The sequence below is a fragment of the uncultured Aureimonas sp. genome (assembly GCF_913775355.1).
In the GTDB taxonomy this organism is placed as follows: domain Bacteria; phylum Pseudomonadota; class Alphaproteobacteria; order Rhizobiales; family Rhizobiaceae; genus Aureimonas.
Genome location: NZ_CAJYIU010000022.1, coordinates 1 through 15,625 on the forward strand (window position 1 = coordinate 1; position 15,625 = coordinate 15,625).

Below are 15,625 nucleotides of genomic sequence, written 5' to 3' on the forward strand. Positions count from 1 at the left end.
CCTTCGCGACCGGCGTCGGCAGGAGGTTGAGCGACAGCGGGCCGACGGGTGAGACCCCGGTCCCGTTGGCCGTCGCCCCGCTGGCAGGGGCCGACGACGGCGCGACCGTGGCGGCCGGCGGCGGCGCTTCCTGCGCAAAGGCCGGCGCGCCGACGAGCAGCGTGGCGAGGAGCGCGGCGCGCTTCATGCAGCCGCCTCCTCCATCGCCCGGTCGATCATCCGGTTGGCCGCCTCGACCTGCGCAGCCGCCGCGCCGAGATCGACGAAGACGGCGCTCGACAGGGCGATGAACTCGGCGCGCGTCTCGATCGCGCTGGCGAGCGTCGCCAGATCCGCCCCGCCCTGCACGATGCAAGGGATCTCGACGATCGAGGCCCACCATTCTGCGAGCTCGAGGTTGCGCCGCAGCGGCTCGGCCGCGCCGTCGGCGCCGAGCTTGCCGAAGAACATGTAGTCCGGCATGCACTCGCCCGCCTCCAGCGCATCGTGGCGCGTGGTGAAACCGGAGCCGCCGACAATGAGGCGCGGCGACAAGCGGCCGACCGCCTCGCGCAGGGCGGGAACGCTGCCCGAGGCGTCGTGGAAGCCGTCGGCGCGCACGCGGCCGGCGCAGCGCGTGTCCTCGGCGACGATCGCGGCCGCCCCCGCTTCCTGGATCAGCGGCACCAGACGCTCGGCGAAATCCTGGAACGGGCCGGGCTGGCGGCCGGCCGGATCGATCAGCACCGAGGCGACGTCGCCCGCGCCGAGCGCGGCCCTCAGGGCGGCCTCGCCGGCATCGCCGTCCGGCAAGAGGGTCGTTGCCAGGACCAGTCGGGGGCGGATACGGTCGTCTTCGGTCATGAGAAACATCTGCGCAGCGGGCGCCGGTGGCGCCGGGTCGGGGGCCGGATCGGCCGGCGGGCTGCTGTAGATACCGATTGCGGCGAGACTACAAGGGTCGCGCCCGGATCGGAAAGGACGCGGCCCCTCGTGAGGCCGCGCCCAAGAATGCTGATCTGGCGGTCAGTGGGTCGATTGACGCAAACGCTCGATCTCGTCCTTCAGCTGCAGCTTGCGCCGCTTCAGGTCCTGTATTTCCGCATCGCTCATGGCAGGCTTGGTGTGGGCCGTGGCGATTTCCTCGTTCAGGGCCGAGTGGCGCTGCTCCAGGGTCGCGAGATGGGCATCCAAGGACATTCTTGAGCTCCTTTTGGGTCTCTAGTCTCCCTCCATCGACGCCCGGACGACCGAAGCGCCGTGGACGACATGAAGGTGTCACATAAGTTTTGGCCTGTCGAATGCGGATCAAGACCCGGGTTTTTAAATTGCCTCCATCCTGATAACGAAGAGGCGGGGTCGGAGCGTCCGGGATCAGGGTTTGCGCGGGTTTGGCGCGGGACCGAGGACGCGGGGTCGATTTTTTGTGATGCCGCGGCCCGTCGACCGGGTGCCGGGGCACGACGGGTATCGCGTTCGAGGGGACCTTGGTGGCGGATCAGGAACAGGCCGAACTCAGGCTGCAGCTCGCCAGGCTGCGCCAGGAACACGCGGATTTCGACGCCGCGATCGAGGCGATGGAGACGACCGGCTGCGACCGGCTGCAGATCCAGCGCATGAAGAAGAAGAAGCTCCTGATCAAGGACCGCCTCCAGGATCTCGAGGATCAGGTCCTGCCGGACATCATCGCATGACGGTGCCGCCCGTCGCCGTCATCATGGGCAGCCAGTCGGACTGGGCCACCATGAAGCACGCGGTCGAGACGCTGGACGCGCTCGGCATCGCGCACGAGGCGCTGATCGTCTCGGCCCACCGCACCCCCGACCGCCTCGTCGCCTTCGCCAAGGGCGCGCGCGACAAGGGGTTCAAGGTGGTGATCGCAGGCGCCGGAGGCGCCGCCCACCTGCCGGGCATGACGGCCTCGATGACGCCGCTGCCGGTCTTCGGCGTGCCGGTGGAAAGCCGGGCGCTCTCCGGCCAGGACAGCCTCCTGTCGATCGTGCAGATGCCCGCCGGCATTCCCGTCGGCACGCTCGCCATCGGGCGTGCGGGCGCGGTCAACGCCGCGCTTCTCGCCGCCAGCGTGCTCGCCCTCACTGACGCCGGGCTGGCCGGGCGTCTCGACGCGTGGCGCGCGCGCCAAAGCGAAGCCGTCGCCGAGCATCCCGTCGACGACGCGGCGCCCGCGCATTGATCCTTCCCCTATCGAGGCGGACCGCATGACAGCCCCCCTCCCCTTCGGCTCCACGATCGGCATCATCGGCGGCGGCCAGCTCGGCCGCATGCTGGCGTCGAGCGCCGCGCGCCTCGGCTTCCGCACGCTCGTGCTCGATCCCGACGCGGACTGTCCGGCGGCGCAGGTCGCCAACGAGCTGATCCGCGGCGCCTACGACGACGCGGCCGCGCTTCGCCAGCTGGCCGACCGCAGCGATGTCGTGACCTACGAGTTCGAGAACGTGCCGGTCGGCCCGTTGCGTGCGCTTCAGGCCGCCAAGCCCATCCATCCGCCGATCGAGGCGCTGGAGGTCGCGCAGGACCGGGTGGTCGAGAAGGCCTTCCTGAACGGCATCGGCATCGCGACGGCGCCCTGGCGCGCGGTAGACGACCCGCAGGAGCTCGACCATGCGCTCCTCGACCTTCGCGGCGACTGCATCCTGAAGACGCGCCGCCTCGGCTACGACGGCAAGGGGCAGGCGACGATCGCGGACGGCGGCCCGCACGACGACGTCTTCGAGAGCCTCGGCTCGGTGCCGGCGATCCTCGAGAAGAGGGTACCGTTCGAGCGCGAGATCTCGGTGATCTCGGCGCGCGGGCAGGACGGCTCCTTCGTCGCCTTCGATCCGGCCGAGAACGTCCACCGGATGGGCATCCTCAGCCGCTCGACGGTACCGGCAAAGGTGCCGCAGGAGATCGCCGAACGGGCGGTCGAGACCGCGCGCGCGATCATGGACAGGCTCGGCTATGTCGGCGTCATCGGCGTCGAGTTCTTCGTGGGCACGGACGGCACGCTCCTCGTCAACGAGATCGCGCCGCGCGTCCACAATTCGGGCCACTGGACCGAGGCGGCGTGCACGATCTCGCAGTTCGAGCAGCATATCCGTGCGGTCGCGGGCCATACGCTGGGGTCCGCCAACCGCCATTCCGACTGCGTGATGGAGAACCTCATCGGGAGCGACGTCGAGCGGGCCGAGGCGCTGCTCGCCGAACCGGACACACTCGTCACGCTCTACGGCAAGCGCGAGGCAAGGCCCGGCCGCAAGATGGGGCACGTCACCCGGCTGAGCCCGCGAAAGGCCATCTGAAAGGGCGGGCGGGGCGCCGTCACATGGTTGACATCGCACCCCGCCTGCCGTTATTGCCACCCTCAGGTCGACGCGCCCCCACGGCGCGTTTTTCATTATGCGGCGGAATGGGACTAGGCCCGATCGTCGCCTCGCAATCGACGGTCGAAGTCATGAAGATCAAGAACTCGCTGAAGTCCCTCAAGGGCCGCCACCGCGCCAACCGCCTGGTTCGCCGCAAGGGCCGCATCTACATCATCAACAAGCTGGCCCCGCGCTACAAGGCGCGTCAGGGCTGACGCCTGGGAGCCGCTCCAGCGGCTCCTCGGAAATTGTTTGGAAGGCGCGCCGGGACGACGTAAGTTCGTCCCATGCGCGCCTTTTCCCGTTTCAAGACCACTCTTCTCGCCGCCGCCCTCGTCTCTGCCGCGGTGACTGCGCCCTCGATGGCGCAGGATGCGACGGCGCCCGGCGCCCTGCCCGCCCCCGAGACGCCGGCCGCGGCAACAAACAGCTCTCCCGAGGCACCGCCCGTCGCCGAGACGCGCGAGGCCCGGCTCGACGGTCTGTTCGACCGCCTGAAGCGCGAGGCCGACGCCGGGAAGGCGACGGGGATCGCCAACGAGATCCAGTCCGTCTGGCTCGAAAGCGGCAGCGCGACCGTGGATCTCCTGATGCTGCGCGCCACGCAGGCCATCGCCCGCAAGGACGCGGCGGCGGCGCTGGACTTCACCGACCAGGCGATCGTCCTCGATCCCGACTATGCGGAAGCCTACAACCGGCGCGCCACGCTGCACTACACGCAGAATCGCTACGCGCTTTCGATGGCCGACGTCGAGGAGGTGCTGAAGCGCGAGCCGCGCCATTTCGGCGCGCTGACGGGGCTTGGCGCCATGCTGGAAGAGCTTGGCCGCGACCGGGAGGCGCTGGACGCCTACAGCCGCGCGCTCGCCATCTATCCGACACTGAAGGCCGCGCAGGACGCGGCAGGGCGGCTGGCCGAGGAACTCTCCGGCCAGCCGGCCTGATCCGTCAGATGGCCGACAGGCCGTCCGAGCCGATATAGGCGATGCGGATCATGTTGGTGGCGCCGGGCGTGCGCAACGGCACGCCGGCCGTCACGATCACCCGCTCGCCGACCCGCGCATAGCCTTGCTGGACCGCGAGGCGGCAGGCACGGTTGACCATATCCTCCATGTCGGAGGCATCGTCGGTCACCACGCAGTGGAGGCCCCAGACGAGGCTGAGGCGGCGCGCGGTCGCCTCGATCGGCGACAGGGCGAGGATCGGGATCTGCGGGCGCTCGCGCGCCGTGCGAAGGCCCGTGGTGCCCGTCGAAGTGTAGGTGACGATCGTCGCGACCTGCAGCGTCTCGGCGATCTGGCGCGCGGCGAGCGACACGGCGTCCGCGCCGGTCGCCTCGGCGGCCGGGCGCTGGGCGAAGATGATGCCGGGATAGAGCGGGTCCTTCTCCACCTCGACGGCGATGCGGTCCATGGTCTGCACCGCCTCGACCGGATAGGCGCCCGCCGCCGACTCGGCCGACAGCATGATCGCGTCGGCGCCCTCGAAGACGGCGATCGACACGTCCGACACCTCGGCGCGCGTCGGCACCGGGGCGGTGATCATCGATTCCAGCATCTGGGTGGCGACCACGACCGGCTTGCCGGCCTTGCGGGCGGCGCGGGTGATGCGCTTCTGGATGCCGGGCACCTGCTCCAGCGGCATCTCGACGCCGAGATCGCCGCGCGCCACCATGATCGCGTCGGAGAGCTCGATGATCTCGTCGAGGCGCTCGACGGCCTGGGGCTTCTCGATCTTCGACAAGAGGCCGGCGCGCCCGCGCGACAGCTTGCGCGCCTCGGCGAGATCCTCCGGGCGCTGGATGAACGACAGGGCGAGCCAGTCGACCTCGGCTTCCAGCACCGCGTCGAGGTCCCGCCGGTCCTTGTCGGTCAAGGCGCCGCTCGTCAGCAGGGTGTCGGGCAGGCTGACGCCCTTCTTGTCGGAAATGCGGGTGCCGGCGACGACCTCGCAGCGGATCGCCGTGCCGGTGGTCGACAGGGCGCGCAGCTGCAGCTTGCCGTCGTCGATCAGGAGGCGATGGCCGGGCTGGACGGTCTCGAGGATCTCGGGGTGGGGCAGGTAGACGCGCGTCGCGTCGCCGGGCTCGGGATTGTTGTCGAGCGTGATGATGTCGCCCGGCTTGAGGTCGACCTTGCCGTCGGCGAACTTGCCGACGCGCAGCTTCGGCCCCTGCAGGTCGGCGAGGATGCCGATCGGCCGGTCGACGGCCGCCTCGACCCGGCGGATGCGGGCGACGAGCTCGCGCATCGAATCGTGGTCGGTATGGCTCATGTTGATGCGGAAGACGTCTGCGCCCGCTTCGTGCAGCTTGCGGATCATCGCCTCGTCCGACGAGGCCGGCCCGAGCGTTGCAAGAATCTTCACGCGGCGATTGCGTTTCATGGCTGGTCGGTCCCTTCGCGTGCCGCTTCCGTCAGCTGGACCATCCAGCTGCCTTGCCCGCCGGTGTCGTACTCCCGAAAGCCCATCTTCTGGTACCCGCGGGCGAAGCAGTCCTTGACCCCGACGATTTTGAACTCGTTCTCGGCGATGCACATGTCGATGTCGCCCGCCCACCGACCGACGCCCTCGGCGTCCTCGGCGTAGATGTAGTAGTAGCGCGACTGCAGTTCGCCCTCGATGACAGAGCGGCAGGTCGTCGCCGGAATGCGCCACCAGCCCTCGCTGACCCACCCTTCCGCCGTCCGCTGGCCGACCGCGACGCCGACGAGCGCCTGCGTGCCGTTGCACACCCGGAAATCGGCATGGGCGACGGCAGCGAACAGGGGCAGCGACAGGACGGAAAGACCAAGGGTCAGAACGGCGGCGGCGATCGGGGAACGGAGCCCCAGGATCGGGCGAGACGGCATGGGCGACCCTTTGGATAAGGACGGCGGCGGGCCCTTCTCGCATAGTCGGTAAAACTGTCAAAGACGGGGCAGGCCCGATGGCCCATTCTTTTTATTAAATCGATACGATCGCACCCATCGGGCCGCTTGCGGCCCGCGACGCCGGGCCCGATATCGGTCCCGAACGCTCAACGGAAGGACCTCGCATGGACCGCGCGCCGACCACCACCGAACTGGAAGCCGCCGCCTTCCGGCGACTTCGCGACCATCTGCGCGAGCGCACCGACGTGCAGAACATCGACCTGATGAACCTCGCCGGCTTCTGCCGCAACTGCCTGTCCAACTGGTATGCCGAGGCCGCCGCCGAGGCCGGTCGGCCGATGGGCAAGGACGAGGCCCGCGAGATCGTCTACGGCATGCCCTACGACGAGTGGCGCGCGCGCCACCAGCGCGAGGCGAGCGCCGGAGCGCAGGCCGCGTTCGACGCATCCAAGCCGCACGATTGAGGCCGGCGTAACGCTCGGGTAACCATTCGGCGTCATCGAAGAGGGGAAAGCGGTCGCCGGTTCCGGCGCCCTGCCCCAGTCGTCCGTTACGAGGTTCCCCCATGTCCAACGCCACCGAGGAAGTCGCCCAGGATCAGCTCCGCTCTTTCGTCGAGCGCATCGAGCGTCTCGAGGAGGAGAAGAAGCAGATCTCCGACGACATCAAGGACGTCTATGCCGAAGCCAAGGGCAACGGCTTCGACGTCAAGGTGCTGCGCAAGGTGATCTCGCTGCGCAAGCAGGACGCCAACGAGCGCGCCGAGATGGACGCGATCCTCGACCTCTATCTTCAGGCGCTGGGGATGATGCCGTCCGGCGAATAAGCGGCACCGCTCCCAGAAACGAAAAACGCCTCCGGCCCGAGCCGGAGGCGTTTTTTCATGCGAGAAGCGTCCGGCGCCTCAGCGGCCGCGACGACGCTTGTGGCCGAGGCCCATCTGCTTGGCGAGACGCGAGCGCGCCGCCGCATAGCTCGGCGCCACCATCGGATAGTCGGCCGGCAGGTCCCACTTCTCGCGGTACTCCTCGGGCGACAGGTTGTAGTGCGTCATCAGGTGGCGCTTCAGCGACTTGAACTTCTTGCCGTCCTCGAGACAGACGATGTACTCGTCCGTCACCGACTTCTTCACGGAAACCGCAGGCTTCGGCTTCTCGGCCGGGGGCGGCTCGGGCTGCGCGCCGGTCATGCCGAGCGCGCCGTGGACGTCCGCGATCAGGGCGGGCAGATCGGCGACCGCCATGGAATGATTGCTGACATAGGCCGCGACGACGTCCGCCGTCAGCTCCATCAGGTCATCATTGTCGTCCGGCAGGTTCAACTCGTCCATGTCTTTTCCGATCCGATCGTCAGGCGCGACAGCTGCCGAAGTCCCTTCCCCCGCAAGCATCGCGACGAAACGCGAATCATCTTGACGGGCCGGCGAAGCAACTATGCACCATCGTTGATTCAAACGGTATCTGAGAAACCATCTGATTTTTGTCAAGCTCGAATCGAGGCAAGACAAGTTCAGCACGTCTTAGGCGACGAACGTCTGCCGCAATCAACTTGAGATTCCAGCTGACATCGGATGCAGCCGGCCACGAAAACTTCAGCCTCGGCGCCCGGCCGGCCTCGACTGCACAAACGCGAACGCCCGCACCGAAGGCGCGGGCGTCGAGCGACCGAAGCGTCCGGTCAGTTGATCTTGCGGACCGGCATGAAGTTGACGGCCTTGCCCTCGAAGCGGCCCGCGGCCGACGGGGAGCCGGTCTTGCGCGAGAAGCCATGCGCGAACACCGTGTCCGGCACGTTGCCGATCAGGCTGTGGGCGACGGGACGCTGGAGGTCGGCCTCGATCGCGCGCCGCTCAGGATTGGCGATCAGGGCGGCGACCTCGACGCGCTCGGCGATGATGCGCGCGGACGGCTGGGCGGCCCGACGGGCGGCGGCCATCGCCGCCTCGTCGCCGACGACGCGCCCGCCCTTGGCGGACACGGGCCTCGCAGGAATGCGCGGCTTCGAAACCGGCGGCGCGGAGGCGGACAGGGCGGCGACGCGGATCGGTCCCGACGAGGCCGGGATCGGCGCGGCAGCGGCGAGAGCCGCAACCGCCGTCGTCTCGGCGGGACGCTGCGAAGGCGCGGCGGCCGGACGGACGAGCGGCTCCGCGGCCGCAGCGGTCGAGGTGCTCTCGGCCATCGCGGCGGCGATGATCGATTCGGGCGTCAGTTCCGGCTCGGCGCCGATCATGCGCGGCGTCGGGAGCGCGGCCTGCTCGGCCCGCAGCACGGCCTCGAAGGGCGGCCGGGCCCGGGGCATCGGAACGGCATAGGCGAGTTGGGCCGGCGCGCCCGGCGCGGCCTCGGCTTCGAGGGCGGCAACGAGCGTCGCCGCGGGATCGACGGCATCCGGGCGGACCGGCGCGCTGGTCGGCAGCGGCACGCGGGCCGGAACCAAAGCGGCGACTGCGGTCTCGGCCGCGGGAATAGCGGCCGGCGGGGCCGCACGGGCGGGGCTCGTGCCGTCGAAGGCGTCGCGCTCGGGCATGGCGACGCCGGCGGGAAGCGCGGCAGGCGGCAGGGCGCGGGTGGGCCGAACGGCGGCGACCTGGATCTCGGGCTCGGGCGCCGGCTGCGGCCGGGCGGCCGGGGCGCGGCCGACCGGCGCCGCCGTTGCCTCGGCCTCGTCCTCCGCCTCGTCGGCACCGCCGCCGAAAATGGCGGCCAGAAGCGAACGGCCGCCGCCGGAGCGCGACGACGAGGCGATCTGAACGTCGTTGGCGCCCTTGCGCTTGTTGTAGGAGGCGAGCGCCGTCTCGTAGCCGGCGAGCGGCTTGCCGTCGGACGGGACGTGGATCGTGTTGCCCTTCGGGAAGATGCTGGCGAGCTCGCTGCGGCTCATGCGGGGCCAGTAACGGCCCTTTCCGGTATCGAAGTGGACGAAGGGCGAACCGGAACGGGGATAGTAGCCGACGCCGCCGAGCTGCATGCGAAGGCCGATGTCGCGCACCTTCTTCAGCGGCACGTCGGGCAGGAAGAAGTCCACCGCCTTGCCGGACATGTGGAGGCTGGAACCGGCGACGCCGCTGGAGCGCGAGCGCAGCATCTTGTTGGTGCCGGGCGAACGGTAGCCGCCGATGACGTGTATGTAGCCGCGCGAGCCGGACTGCTTGTGCGCCTCGTAGAGAAGGTCGAGGAGCTTCGGGTCCATCGTGGTCGGCTTGTTCTCGCGCCAGTCGCGCAGCGCCCAGTTGGCCTTCTTCAGGCCGTCGGGCAGGAACTTGCCGTCACGCTTGTAGACGATCTCCGACTTTTCCTTGAGATGGACGTGAAAGAGCTTGAGGGTCCGCGTCTCGGCCTCCGCCGCCGTCGCGGCCAGAAGGCCCATCAGGACGACCGCCGCGCGCTTGATGGCGCGTGGCGATACGCATTCGGTCCATCCGAACATGCGGTATTTCCCCCGGTGCGTCGTCCCGCTGATGGATGTCCCCACCAGATTTCTAAAGTTCCCGATCAGGCTGACAAGGCTCATCGGGAAAGAGTGCGGCACGAAAATGACACTTGGTCCATTGTTTCGCCAATACACAGGATTTTGGTTAACGGCGAGTGAAAAGCGGGCCAGCCTCGCCGCCCCGACCGAATCACCGCCGTGACGAGCCGCGCGGGATCTTAAGGATGCGCCGCCCGGCCCGCTGTCCTATATGCCCAGCCGGCGGACGTCTCAGACAAGCGTCCGGTCTCGCGTCGTCCCCCGGAGTGTTCCATTCATGAGCCAAGCGTCCGCGTCGTCCTCCCGCCCCTCCTCCGGCGCGGCCGGTGCCCTTCCCGAATGGAACCTCGCCGATCTCTATGCCGGCATCGACGCCCCCGAGATCGCGCGTGACCTCGACGAGGCCGCGCACCGCGCGGGCGCGTTCCAGGCGCGCTGGAAGGGTCGTCTCGAGGACGCGGCGAGTGCCACAGGCGAGAACGGCCTCGGGGCGGCGATCGCCGAGTTCGAGGCGCTGGAGGAGCTCCTCGGCCGCCTGATCTCCTATGCCGGTCTCGTCTATTCCGGCGACACGGCCTCGCCCGCCAACGCCAAGTTCTACGGCGACATGCAGGCGCGCGTCACCGACATCTCGTCGCTCCTCCTGTTCTTCGCGCTCGAGCTCAACCGTATCGACGAGCCGACGATGGACGCCGCGATGGAGCGCGACGCGCAGCTCGCGCACTACCGCCCGTGGGTCGTCGATCTGCGCCAGGACAAGCCCTTCCAGCTCGAGGACCGGGTGGAGGAGCTGTTCCTCGAGAAGTCGGTGACCGGCCACGGCGCCTGGAACCGTCTCTTCGACGAGACGATGACGGCGCTGCGCTTCACGGTGGACGGCGAGGAACTGGCGCTGGAAGAGGTGCTGAACCTCCTGCAGGACCCCGACCGCACGCGGCGCGCCAAGGCCGGCGCGGCGCTCGCCGAGGTGTTCCGCCGCAACCTGCGCACCTTCGCGCTCGTCACCAACACGCTCGCCAAGGACAAGGAAATCTCCGACCGCTGGCGCGGCTTCGAGGACGTGGCGGACTCGCGCCACCTTGCCAATCGCGTCGAGCGCGAGGTGGTCGACGCCCTCGCGAAAGCAGTGTCGGACGCCTACCCCTCGATCGCCCACCGCTACTACGCCCTGAAGGCGAAGTGGCTCGGCCTCGACGCGCTGGAGTTCTACGACCGCAACGCGCCGCTGCCGGGCGCGGCCAAGCGCGACATCGGCTGGGACGAGGCGCGCGAGACGGTGCTGTCGGCCTATCGCGACTTCGCGCCCGACATGGCCGAGATCGCCGGCCGCTTCTTCGAGCGGAACTGGATCGACGCGGCGGTGCGCCCCGGCAAGGCGCCGGGCGCCTTCGCGCACCCGACGGTGCCGAGCGTGCATCCGTACGTCCTCGTCAACTATCTCGGCAAGCCGCGGGACGTGATGACGCTCGCGCACGAACTCGGCCACGGCGTCCATCAGGTGCTGGCGGGCGACCAGGGCGCGCTCATGGCCTCGACGCCCCTGACGCTCGCCGAGACGGCATCGGTCTTCGGCGAGATGCTGACCTTCCGCTCGCTGCTCCAGCGCGCGGCATCACCGGCCGAACGGCGCACCCTGATCGCCTCGAAGGTCGAGGACATGATCAACACGGTGATCCGTCAGATCGCCTTCTACGAATTCGAGCGCGAGATCCACATCGAACGCCGCAAGGGCGAGCTGACCGCCGAGCGGATCGGCGAGATCTGGATCGCGATCCAGAAGCGGAGCCTCGGTCCCGCGGTCAACCTCGGCGAGGGCTACGAGACCTTCTGGACCTACATCCCGCACTTCATCCATTCGCCGTTCTACGTCTACGCCTACGCGTTCGGCGACTGCCTCGTGAACTCGCTCTACGCCGTCTACCAGAACGCCGAAGAGGGCTTCCAGGACCGGTATTTCGCGATGCTGCGGGCGGGCGGCACGAAGCACCATTCGGAGCTTCTCGCCCCGTTCGGTCTCGATGCGACCGATCCCGCCTTCTGGCGTCAGGGCCTGTCGATGATCTCGGGGCTCATCGACGAACTGGAAGCGATGGACGAGGCGGCCTGACCGCTCAATCCGAGAGGCGGTCGCCCCAGTCGGCCCGCCTCGCCTCGCGGAACCGGTCGCCGTCGCGCTTGGTGACGAGCGCGTCGGCGATCGTGCCGTCGCGGCGGCAGAGCTTGAGACGCACCTTGCCGCTGCCGGCGCGCGGCGGGGCGAGGATGCGCGCGTAGCTCGGCCCCGCCGGCGCGTCGCGCGACAGGGCGACATAGGCGAACTTCTCGTCCTCGTAGGGTACCTCGGCCTCCTTGGCGCGCAGATGCAGGCGCGAGCGCGGCAGGCGCTGGGCGAAATGACACCAGTCGGGCGCGACGATCGGGCAGGCCTGCGCATGCGGACAGGGCGCCACGACATGCGCCCCCGCCGCGATGAGGCGGTCGCGGACGGTGAGAATCCGTATCCAGCCGGCGGGCGTGCCGGGCTCGAGGACGAGGAGGACGCCGTCGGTCTTCGACCAGAGGCTATCGGCGAGCGGCGCGATCGCGGCCGGCGCGATCTCGTCGAGGACGTAGGAGAGCGTCACGAGATCGGCACGCGGCATCGCGGCTAGATCCGCCGCAAGGTCGCCCGGACGCCAGTCCGGCGCGAACGCGAAGGCGCCGGCGCCGAGCCGTTGCCCGAGCCGGCGGATCGGCGCGGAGGCTTCGAGGAGCGTCGCGCCACCGAGCGTGGAAAACGCGTCCACGGCGGCCCAGAGCGCGGTGCCGGGGCCGGCGCCGACATCGAGAAGCGTTGCAGGCGCAAAGTCGGGGCGCCCCTCGACCAGCGAAGCGAGGGCGGCGCGAAGGGCGGCATAGGTCGCCGGCAGGCGCGCCGCCGCATAGGCCTTCGCGAAGAGATCGTCGGATAGGTGCATCCGCCCGTCCCGCGTCTCGGCCCGGTAGCGGCCGGACAGCACCTCGCCGGCACGGCGAAGGTCGGCCAGCGGCGTGCCGGCGATCTCCGCCTCGATCGCGGCACGCAAGGAGATCGGCAGGTCCATGGATCGATGCGCGGGCGTCCCGCGGTCCGGCGCTTCCGCCGGGCTCTAGGCGCCAAGCCCCTTTTATTTGACAGCGTTCTGCTCTAGCCCGGCGCTTCCAGACACGTCCAGACCGAAAGGGACCCCATGGCAGACGAGAACTTCCCGGTCCACGCCGAGATCACCGGCCCGATCGTGATGATCGGCTTCGGCTCCATCGGGCGCGGCACGCTGCCGCTGATCGAGCGCCACTTCAAGTTCGACAAGTCGCGCTTCACCGTGATCGATCCGCGCGACACCAGCCGTCACCTCCTCGACGAGCGCGGCATCCGCTTCATCCAGGAAGGCGTGACGCGGCAGAACTACCGCGACCTCCTGACCCCGCTTCTGACGGACGGCGACGGCCAGGGCTTCCTCGTCAACCTGTCGGTCGACACCGGCTCGGTCGACCTCATGCGCATGTGCCGCGAGCTCGGCGTCCTCTACATCGACACCGTGGTCGAGCCCTGGCTCGGCTTCTACTTCGACGACACGATGTCGAACGCCGACCGCACGAACTATGCGCTGCGCGAGACGCTGCGCAAGGAGAAGCGCAAGCACCCGGGCGGCACGACGGCGGTCTCCACCTGCGGCGCCAATCCGGGCATGGTCTCCTGGTTCGTCAAGCAGGCGCTCGTCGACATCGCGCGCGACACCAACCTCGACTTCGAGGAGCCGGGCCCGGACGACCGCGAGGGCTGGGCGAAGCTGATGAAGAAGGTCGGCGTCAAGGGCGTCCATATCGCCGAGCGCGACACGCAGGTCGCCGCCAAGCCGAAGCCCCGCAACGTGTTCTGGAACACCTGGTCGGTCGAGGGCTTCCTGTCGGAGGGCATGCAGCCGGCCGAGCTCGGCTGGGGCACGCACGAGAAGTGGATGCCCAAGAACGGCAAGACCCACAAGAAGGGCTGTCAGGCCGCCATCTATCTCGAGCAGCCCGGCGCCAACACGCGCGTTCGCACCTGGTGCCCGACGCCGGGCCCGCAATACGGCTTCCTCGTCACGCACAACGAGTCCATCTCGATCGCGGACTACTTCACCCACCGCAACAAGGAGGACGAGGTCACCTACCGGCCGACCGTCCACTACGCCTATCATCCGGCCAACGACGCGGTGCTCTCGCTGCACGAGCTGTTCGGCGCGGCCGGAAAGATCCAGCCGGAACACCACGTCCTCGACGAGAACGAGCTGGTCGAGGGCATCGACGAGCTCGGCGTCCTCCTCTACGGCCACGAGAAGAACGCCTACTGGTACGGCTCGCAGCTCTCGCTGGAAGAGACCCGCCGCATCGCGCCCTACCAGAACGCGACTGGCCTGCAGGTCACCTCGGCGGTGCTCGCCGGCATGGTCTGGGCGCTCGAGAACCCGGAAGCCGGCATCGTCGAGGCCGACGAGATGGACTATCGCCGCTGCCTCGAAGTGCAGCGCCCCTATCTCGGACCGGTCAAGGGCTACTACACCGACTGGACGCCGCTGACCGACCGTCCGGGCCTCTTCCCCGAGGATCTCGACGAGAAGGACCCCTGGCAGTTCCGGAACATCCTCGTCCGATAAAGTCGGATAACCAAAATCAACAGTGGAAAAGCCGCAGGTCATCCTGCGGCTTTTTCGTTATAGTCTGGCGCAATGGTCCGCCCGCCCTAACATTCAGCCTCAAGTGCTTGATGCACTTGAGGAGTGTCTGATGGGCGAGTTTTTGTCCGAAGCCCAGCGTAAGCGCAGTATCATCCGCGAAATCATGGACGCGGCCATGTCCGGCTCGCCCGGATCGATCGCCCGTCACTTCGCGCCCGGCGCCATGTTCTCCAACCGCAACAATGCCGGCATCATCGACGCGCCCTGGTTCAACCGGATGGAGGGCGAGTACCGCCTGCAGGGCGAGGAGGAGGCGAAGTCCTTCCTGAACGAGCTGCTGCGCCGCGCGACCTACATCTCCTACAAGCCGCGCGGCATCGTGGTCGAGGATGACGAGGGCGCCAGCCGCTGCGACTGGACGCGGCAGGACGAGACCAACGGCTCGCTCGTCACCGGCAGCACGATGTACTGGTTCTCCTTCACGACCGACGGGCGCATCCGCTCGATCGAGACGATCGGCACCATCCATTCGGTGATCTCGCCCAAGCGCGAGGAAGCGTTCGCGGGATCGAGCTCACGCGGCTGAGGATAGCGCGATCGGCGCCCATGACTCCGGGCGGCATCTGCCTTAAACTTGTATCAACTTTTATCGTTTGCCCCACCGGAGTCGCCGATGCGTTCCTTCACCCGCGCCCTGCCCGTCCTCGCCGCGGCCCTCGCCCTGTCGGCCTGCGAGACCATGGCGCCGCCGCAGCAGATGGCGGTCGCCCCGCGCCCGGCGGGCCTCGAGGGTCAGTGGTCGTCGGTGGGCGGCCCCGTCGCCTACACCGCGACCTTCGCGGGCGGGCGCTTCACCTCGAAGGAGGCGGCGACCGGCGCCGTCTTGGCCGAGGGCAACTACACCAAGACGGGCCAGGCGCAGGCCAGCATCATCTACACCTCGCGCTCGCGCAACCAGCAGGTCTCGGTCAACTGCGCGCAGATGTCGGCCGACCGGCTGGCCTGCGTCAACGCCGACGGCAGCCGCTTCGAGTTCAGCCGCAAGGCCTGATCGGGGCTGCGCCGGGGGCGGACGCTTTGTCCGCTTGCCCGCATGCCCTCCCCTGTCCATATCCGATCGCGGCGGCGGACCCGAGCGGCCCGCCGCCGCTCTCGTTTCCGGTTCCTTGCAAGCGAACGCGCCCATGCTGACCAGCCCCCGCCCCGCCGCGTCCTCCACCGCGATCGGCCCGCTGCCGCCCGGCCATCCGCCCGTGAAGCC

Annotated in this window: 18 protein-coding genes and 1 pseudogene; 11 read left to right on the forward strand and 8 right to left on the reverse strand. The window is 68.9% G+C overall.

Annotation, left to right across the window (positions count from 1 at the left end; translation table 11 throughout):
- From QZ753_RS01590 to QZ753_RS01600, 3 genes and pseudogenes are all read right to left on the reverse strand, one after another.
- Positions 1 to 187: pseudogene (locus QZ753_RS01590) on the reverse strand (tonB-system energizer ExbB); the annotation flags it as partial.
- Positions 184 to 843 (reverse strand): thiamine phosphate synthase, encoded by a 660-nt coding sequence (locus QZ753_RS01595; RefSeq protein ID WP_294640602.1) that lies wholly within the window; start codon positions 841 to 843, stop codon positions 184 to 186. The gene QZ753_RS01595 and the pseudogene QZ753_RS01590, both read right to left, overlap by 4 nt.
- 162 nt (positions 844 to 1,005) lie before the next feature.
- Positions 1,006 to 1,179, reverse strand: a complete 174-nt coding sequence (locus QZ753_RS01600) for a DUF465 domain-containing protein (protein WP_082505842.1) — start codon at positions 1,177 to 1,179, stop codon at positions 1,006 to 1,008.
- Between the two features lie 290 nt (positions 1,180 to 1,469).
- Here QZ753_RS01600 and QZ753_RS01605 point away from each other — a divergent pair, with 290 nt between their 5' ends.
- The 5 genes from QZ753_RS01605 (at position 1,470) to QZ753_RS01625 (ending at position 4,288) form a co-directional block, all read left to right on the forward strand.
- Entirely contained in the window at positions 1,470 to 1,673 is a 204-nt protein-coding gene (locus QZ753_RS01605; protein WP_055893011.1) for a YdcH family protein, read from the forward strand.
- Positions 1,670 to 2,173, forward strand: coding sequence for a 5-(carboxyamino)imidazole ribonucleotide mutase (gene purE / locus QZ753_RS01610; protein ID WP_294640607.1), 504 nt, complete (start codon positions 1,670 to 1,672; stop codon positions 2,171 to 2,173). Before QZ753_RS01605 ends, purE begins: the two co-directional genes overlap by 4 nt.
- Before the next feature lie 25 nt (positions 2,174 to 2,198).
- Complete coding sequence (locus QZ753_RS01615; RefSeq protein ID WP_294640609.1) at positions 2,199 to 3,281, forward strand: 5-(carboxyamino)imidazole ribonucleotide synthase; 1,083 nt, start codon at positions 2,199 to 2,201, stop codon at positions 3,279 to 3,281.
- 152 nt (positions 3,282 to 3,433) lie between these two features.
- On the forward strand, positions 3,434 to 3,559 hold the full coding sequence (gene ykgO / locus QZ753_RS01620) for a type B 50S ribosomal protein L36 (protein ID WP_019998227.1): 126 nt from the start codon (positions 3,434 to 3,436) through the stop codon (positions 3,557 to 3,559).
- A 72-nt stretch (positions 3,560 to 3,631) separates the two neighbouring features.
- Positions 3,632 to 4,288, forward strand: coding sequence for a tetratricopeptide repeat protein (locus QZ753_RS01625; protein WP_294640611.1), 657 nt, complete (start codon positions 3,632 to 3,634; stop codon positions 4,286 to 4,288).
- Positions 4,289 to 4,292: 4 nt separating this feature from the next.
- Here QZ753_RS01625 and pyk read toward each other — a convergent pair whose 3' ends face one another.
- Positions 4,293 to 5,729: a pyruvate kinase gene (pyk, locus tag QZ753_RS01630; protein WP_294640614.1), complete on the reverse strand. Its 1,437-nt coding sequence runs from the start codon at positions 5,727 to 5,729 to the stop codon at positions 4,293 to 4,295.
- Positions 5,726 to 6,196 carry a DUF1036 domain-containing protein gene (locus tag QZ753_RS01635; protein ID WP_294640616.1) on the reverse strand — a complete coding sequence of 157 codons (471 nt, stop codon included), beginning with the start codon at positions 6,194 to 6,196 and terminating at the stop codon, positions 5,726 to 5,728. Before QZ753_RS01635 ends, pyk begins: the two co-directional genes overlap by 4 nt.
- A gap of 185 nt (positions 6,197 to 6,381) precedes the next feature.
- Here QZ753_RS01635 and QZ753_RS01640 point away from each other — a divergent pair, with 185 nt between their 5' ends.
- Both QZ753_RS01640 and QZ753_RS01645 read left to right on the forward strand, forming a co-directional pair.
- Positions 6,382 to 6,681, forward strand: a complete 300-nt coding sequence (locus tag QZ753_RS01640; protein ID WP_294640618.1) for a DUF1244 domain-containing protein — start codon at positions 6,382 to 6,384, stop codon at positions 6,679 to 6,681.
- A 101-nt stretch (positions 6,682 to 6,782) separates the two neighbouring features.
- A complete protein-coding gene (locus QZ753_RS01645) occupies positions 6,783 to 7,043 on the forward strand; it encodes a DUF2312 domain-containing protein (RefSeq protein ID WP_055892534.1) in 261 nt (86 codons plus the stop codon).
- Positions 7,044 to 7,121: 78 nt separating this feature from the next.
- Here the strand turns inward: QZ753_RS01645 and QZ753_RS01650 are convergent, their stop codons facing one another.
- Both QZ753_RS01650 and QZ753_RS01655 read right to left on the reverse strand, forming a co-directional pair.
- Positions 7,122 to 7,547, reverse strand: a complete 426-nt coding sequence (locus tag QZ753_RS01650; RefSeq protein WP_294640621.1) for a MucR family transcriptional regulator — start codon at positions 7,545 to 7,547, stop codon at positions 7,122 to 7,124.
- 347 nt (positions 7,548 to 7,894) lie between these two features.
- The gene (locus QZ753_RS01655; RefSeq protein WP_294640623.1) at positions 7,895 to 9,646 is read right to left on the reverse strand and encodes a DUF882 domain-containing protein; all 1,752 of its coding nucleotides are present in this window, start codon (positions 9,644 to 9,646) and stop codon (positions 7,895 to 7,897) included.
- 319 nt (positions 9,647 to 9,965) lie between these two features.
- Between QZ753_RS01655 and QZ753_RS01660 the strand changes: the two genes are divergently transcribed.
- A complete protein-coding gene (locus QZ753_RS01660; RefSeq protein WP_294640624.1) occupies positions 9,966 to 11,795 on the forward strand; it encodes a M3 family oligoendopeptidase in 1,830 nt (609 codons plus the stop codon).
- 4 nt (positions 11,796 to 11,799) lie between these two features.
- Here QZ753_RS01660 and QZ753_RS01665 read toward each other — a convergent pair whose 3' ends face one another.
- Positions 11,800 to 12,771: a small ribosomal subunit Rsm22 family protein gene (locus QZ753_RS01665; RefSeq protein ID WP_294640625.1), complete on the reverse strand. Its 972-nt coding sequence runs from the start codon at positions 12,769 to 12,771 to the stop codon at positions 11,800 to 11,802.
- A 126-nt stretch (positions 12,772 to 12,897) separates the two neighbouring features.
- On the opposite strand from QZ753_RS01665, the gene QZ753_RS01670 reads away from it, so the two are divergent.
- The 3 genes from QZ753_RS01670 to QZ753_RS01680 all read left to right on the forward strand — a co-directional run bounded on the left by QZ753_RS01670 (position 12,898) and on the right by QZ753_RS01680 (position 15,415).
- The gene (locus QZ753_RS01670) at positions 12,898 to 14,343 is read left to right on the forward strand and encodes a homospermidine synthase (RefSeq protein ID WP_294640626.1); all 1,446 of its coding nucleotides are present in this window, start codon (positions 12,898 to 12,900) and stop codon (positions 14,341 to 14,343) included.
- 130 nt (positions 14,344 to 14,473) lie between these two features.
- Positions 14,474 to 14,950 carry a nuclear transport factor 2 family protein gene (locus QZ753_RS01675; protein ID WP_294640627.1) on the forward strand — a complete coding sequence of 159 codons (477 nt, stop codon included), beginning with the start codon at positions 14,474 to 14,476 and terminating at the stop codon, positions 14,948 to 14,950.
- Positions 14,951 to 15,037: 87 nt separating this feature from the next.
- Positions 15,038 to 15,415 carry a hypothetical protein gene (locus QZ753_RS01680; protein WP_294640629.1) on the forward strand — a complete coding sequence of 126 codons (378 nt, stop codon included), beginning with the start codon at positions 15,038 to 15,040 and terminating at the stop codon, positions 15,413 to 15,415.
- Positions 15,416 to 15,625: the final 210 nt, after the last annotated feature.

What these genes read in the sequence shown, in the direction of transcription:
- QZ753_RS01595 (WP_294640602.1), bottom strand. Translation starts at nt 843, where the DNA reads ATGACCGAAGACGACCGTATCCGCCCCCGACTGGTCCTGGCAACGACC.
- QZ753_RS01600 (WP_082505842.1), bottom strand. Translation starts at nt 1,179, where the DNA reads ATGTCCTTGGATGCCCATCTCGCGACCCTGGAGCAGCGCCACTCGGCC.
- purE (WP_294640607.1), top strand. Translation starts at nt 1,670, where the DNA reads ATGACGGTGCCGCCCGTCGCCGTCATCATGGGCAGCCAGTCGGACTGG.
- QZ753_RS01615 (WP_294640609.1), top strand. Translation starts at nt 2,199, where the DNA reads ATGACAGCCCCCCTCCCCTTCGGCTCCACGATCGGCATCATCGGCGGC.
- ykgO (WP_019998227.1), top strand. Translation starts at nt 3,434, where the DNA reads ATGAAGATCAAGAACTCGCTGAAGTCCCTCAAGGGCCGCCACCGCGCC.
- QZ753_RS01625 (WP_294640611.1), top strand. Translation starts at nt 3,632, where the DNA reads ATGCGCGCCTTTTCCCGTTTCAAGACCACTCTTCTCGCCGCCGCCCTC.
- pyk (WP_294640614.1), bottom strand. Translation starts at nt 5,729, where the DNA reads ATGAAACGCAATCGCCGCGTGAAGATTCTTGCAACGCTCGGGCCGGCC.
- QZ753_RS01635 (WP_294640616.1), bottom strand. Translation starts at nt 6,196, where the DNA reads ATGCCGTCTCGCCCGATCCTGGGGCTCCGTTCCCCGATCGCCGCCGCC.
- QZ753_RS01640 (WP_294640618.1), top strand. Translation starts at nt 6,382, where the DNA reads ATGGACCGCGCGCCGACCACCACCGAACTGGAAGCCGCCGCCTTCCGG.
- QZ753_RS01645 (WP_055892534.1), top strand. Translation starts at nt 6,783, where the DNA reads ATGTCCAACGCCACCGAGGAAGTCGCCCAGGATCAGCTCCGCTCTTTC.
- QZ753_RS01650 (WP_294640621.1), bottom strand. Translation starts at nt 7,547, where the DNA reads ATGGACGAGTTGAACCTGCCGGACGACAATGATGACCTGATGGAGCTG.
- QZ753_RS01655 (WP_294640623.1), bottom strand. Translation starts at nt 9,646, where the DNA reads ATGTTCGGATGGACCGAATGCGTATCGCCACGCGCCATCAAGCGCGCG.
- QZ753_RS01660 (WP_294640624.1), top strand. Translation starts at nt 9,966, where the DNA reads ATGAGCCAAGCGTCCGCGTCGTCCTCCCGCCCCTCCTCCGGCGCGGCC.
- QZ753_RS01665 (WP_294640625.1), bottom strand. Translation starts at nt 12,771, where the DNA reads ATGGACCTGCCGATCTCCTTGCGTGCCGCGATCGAGGCGGAGATCGCC.
- QZ753_RS01670 (WP_294640626.1), top strand. Translation starts at nt 12,898, where the DNA reads ATGGCAGACGAGAACTTCCCGGTCCACGCCGAGATCACCGGCCCGATC.
- QZ753_RS01675 (WP_294640627.1), top strand. Translation starts at nt 14,474, where the DNA reads ATGGGCGAGTTTTTGTCCGAAGCCCAGCGTAAGCGCAGTATCATCCGC.
- QZ753_RS01680 (WP_294640629.1), top strand. Translation starts at nt 15,038, where the DNA reads ATGCGTTCCTTCACCCGCGCCCTGCCCGTCCTCGCCGCGGCCCTCGCC.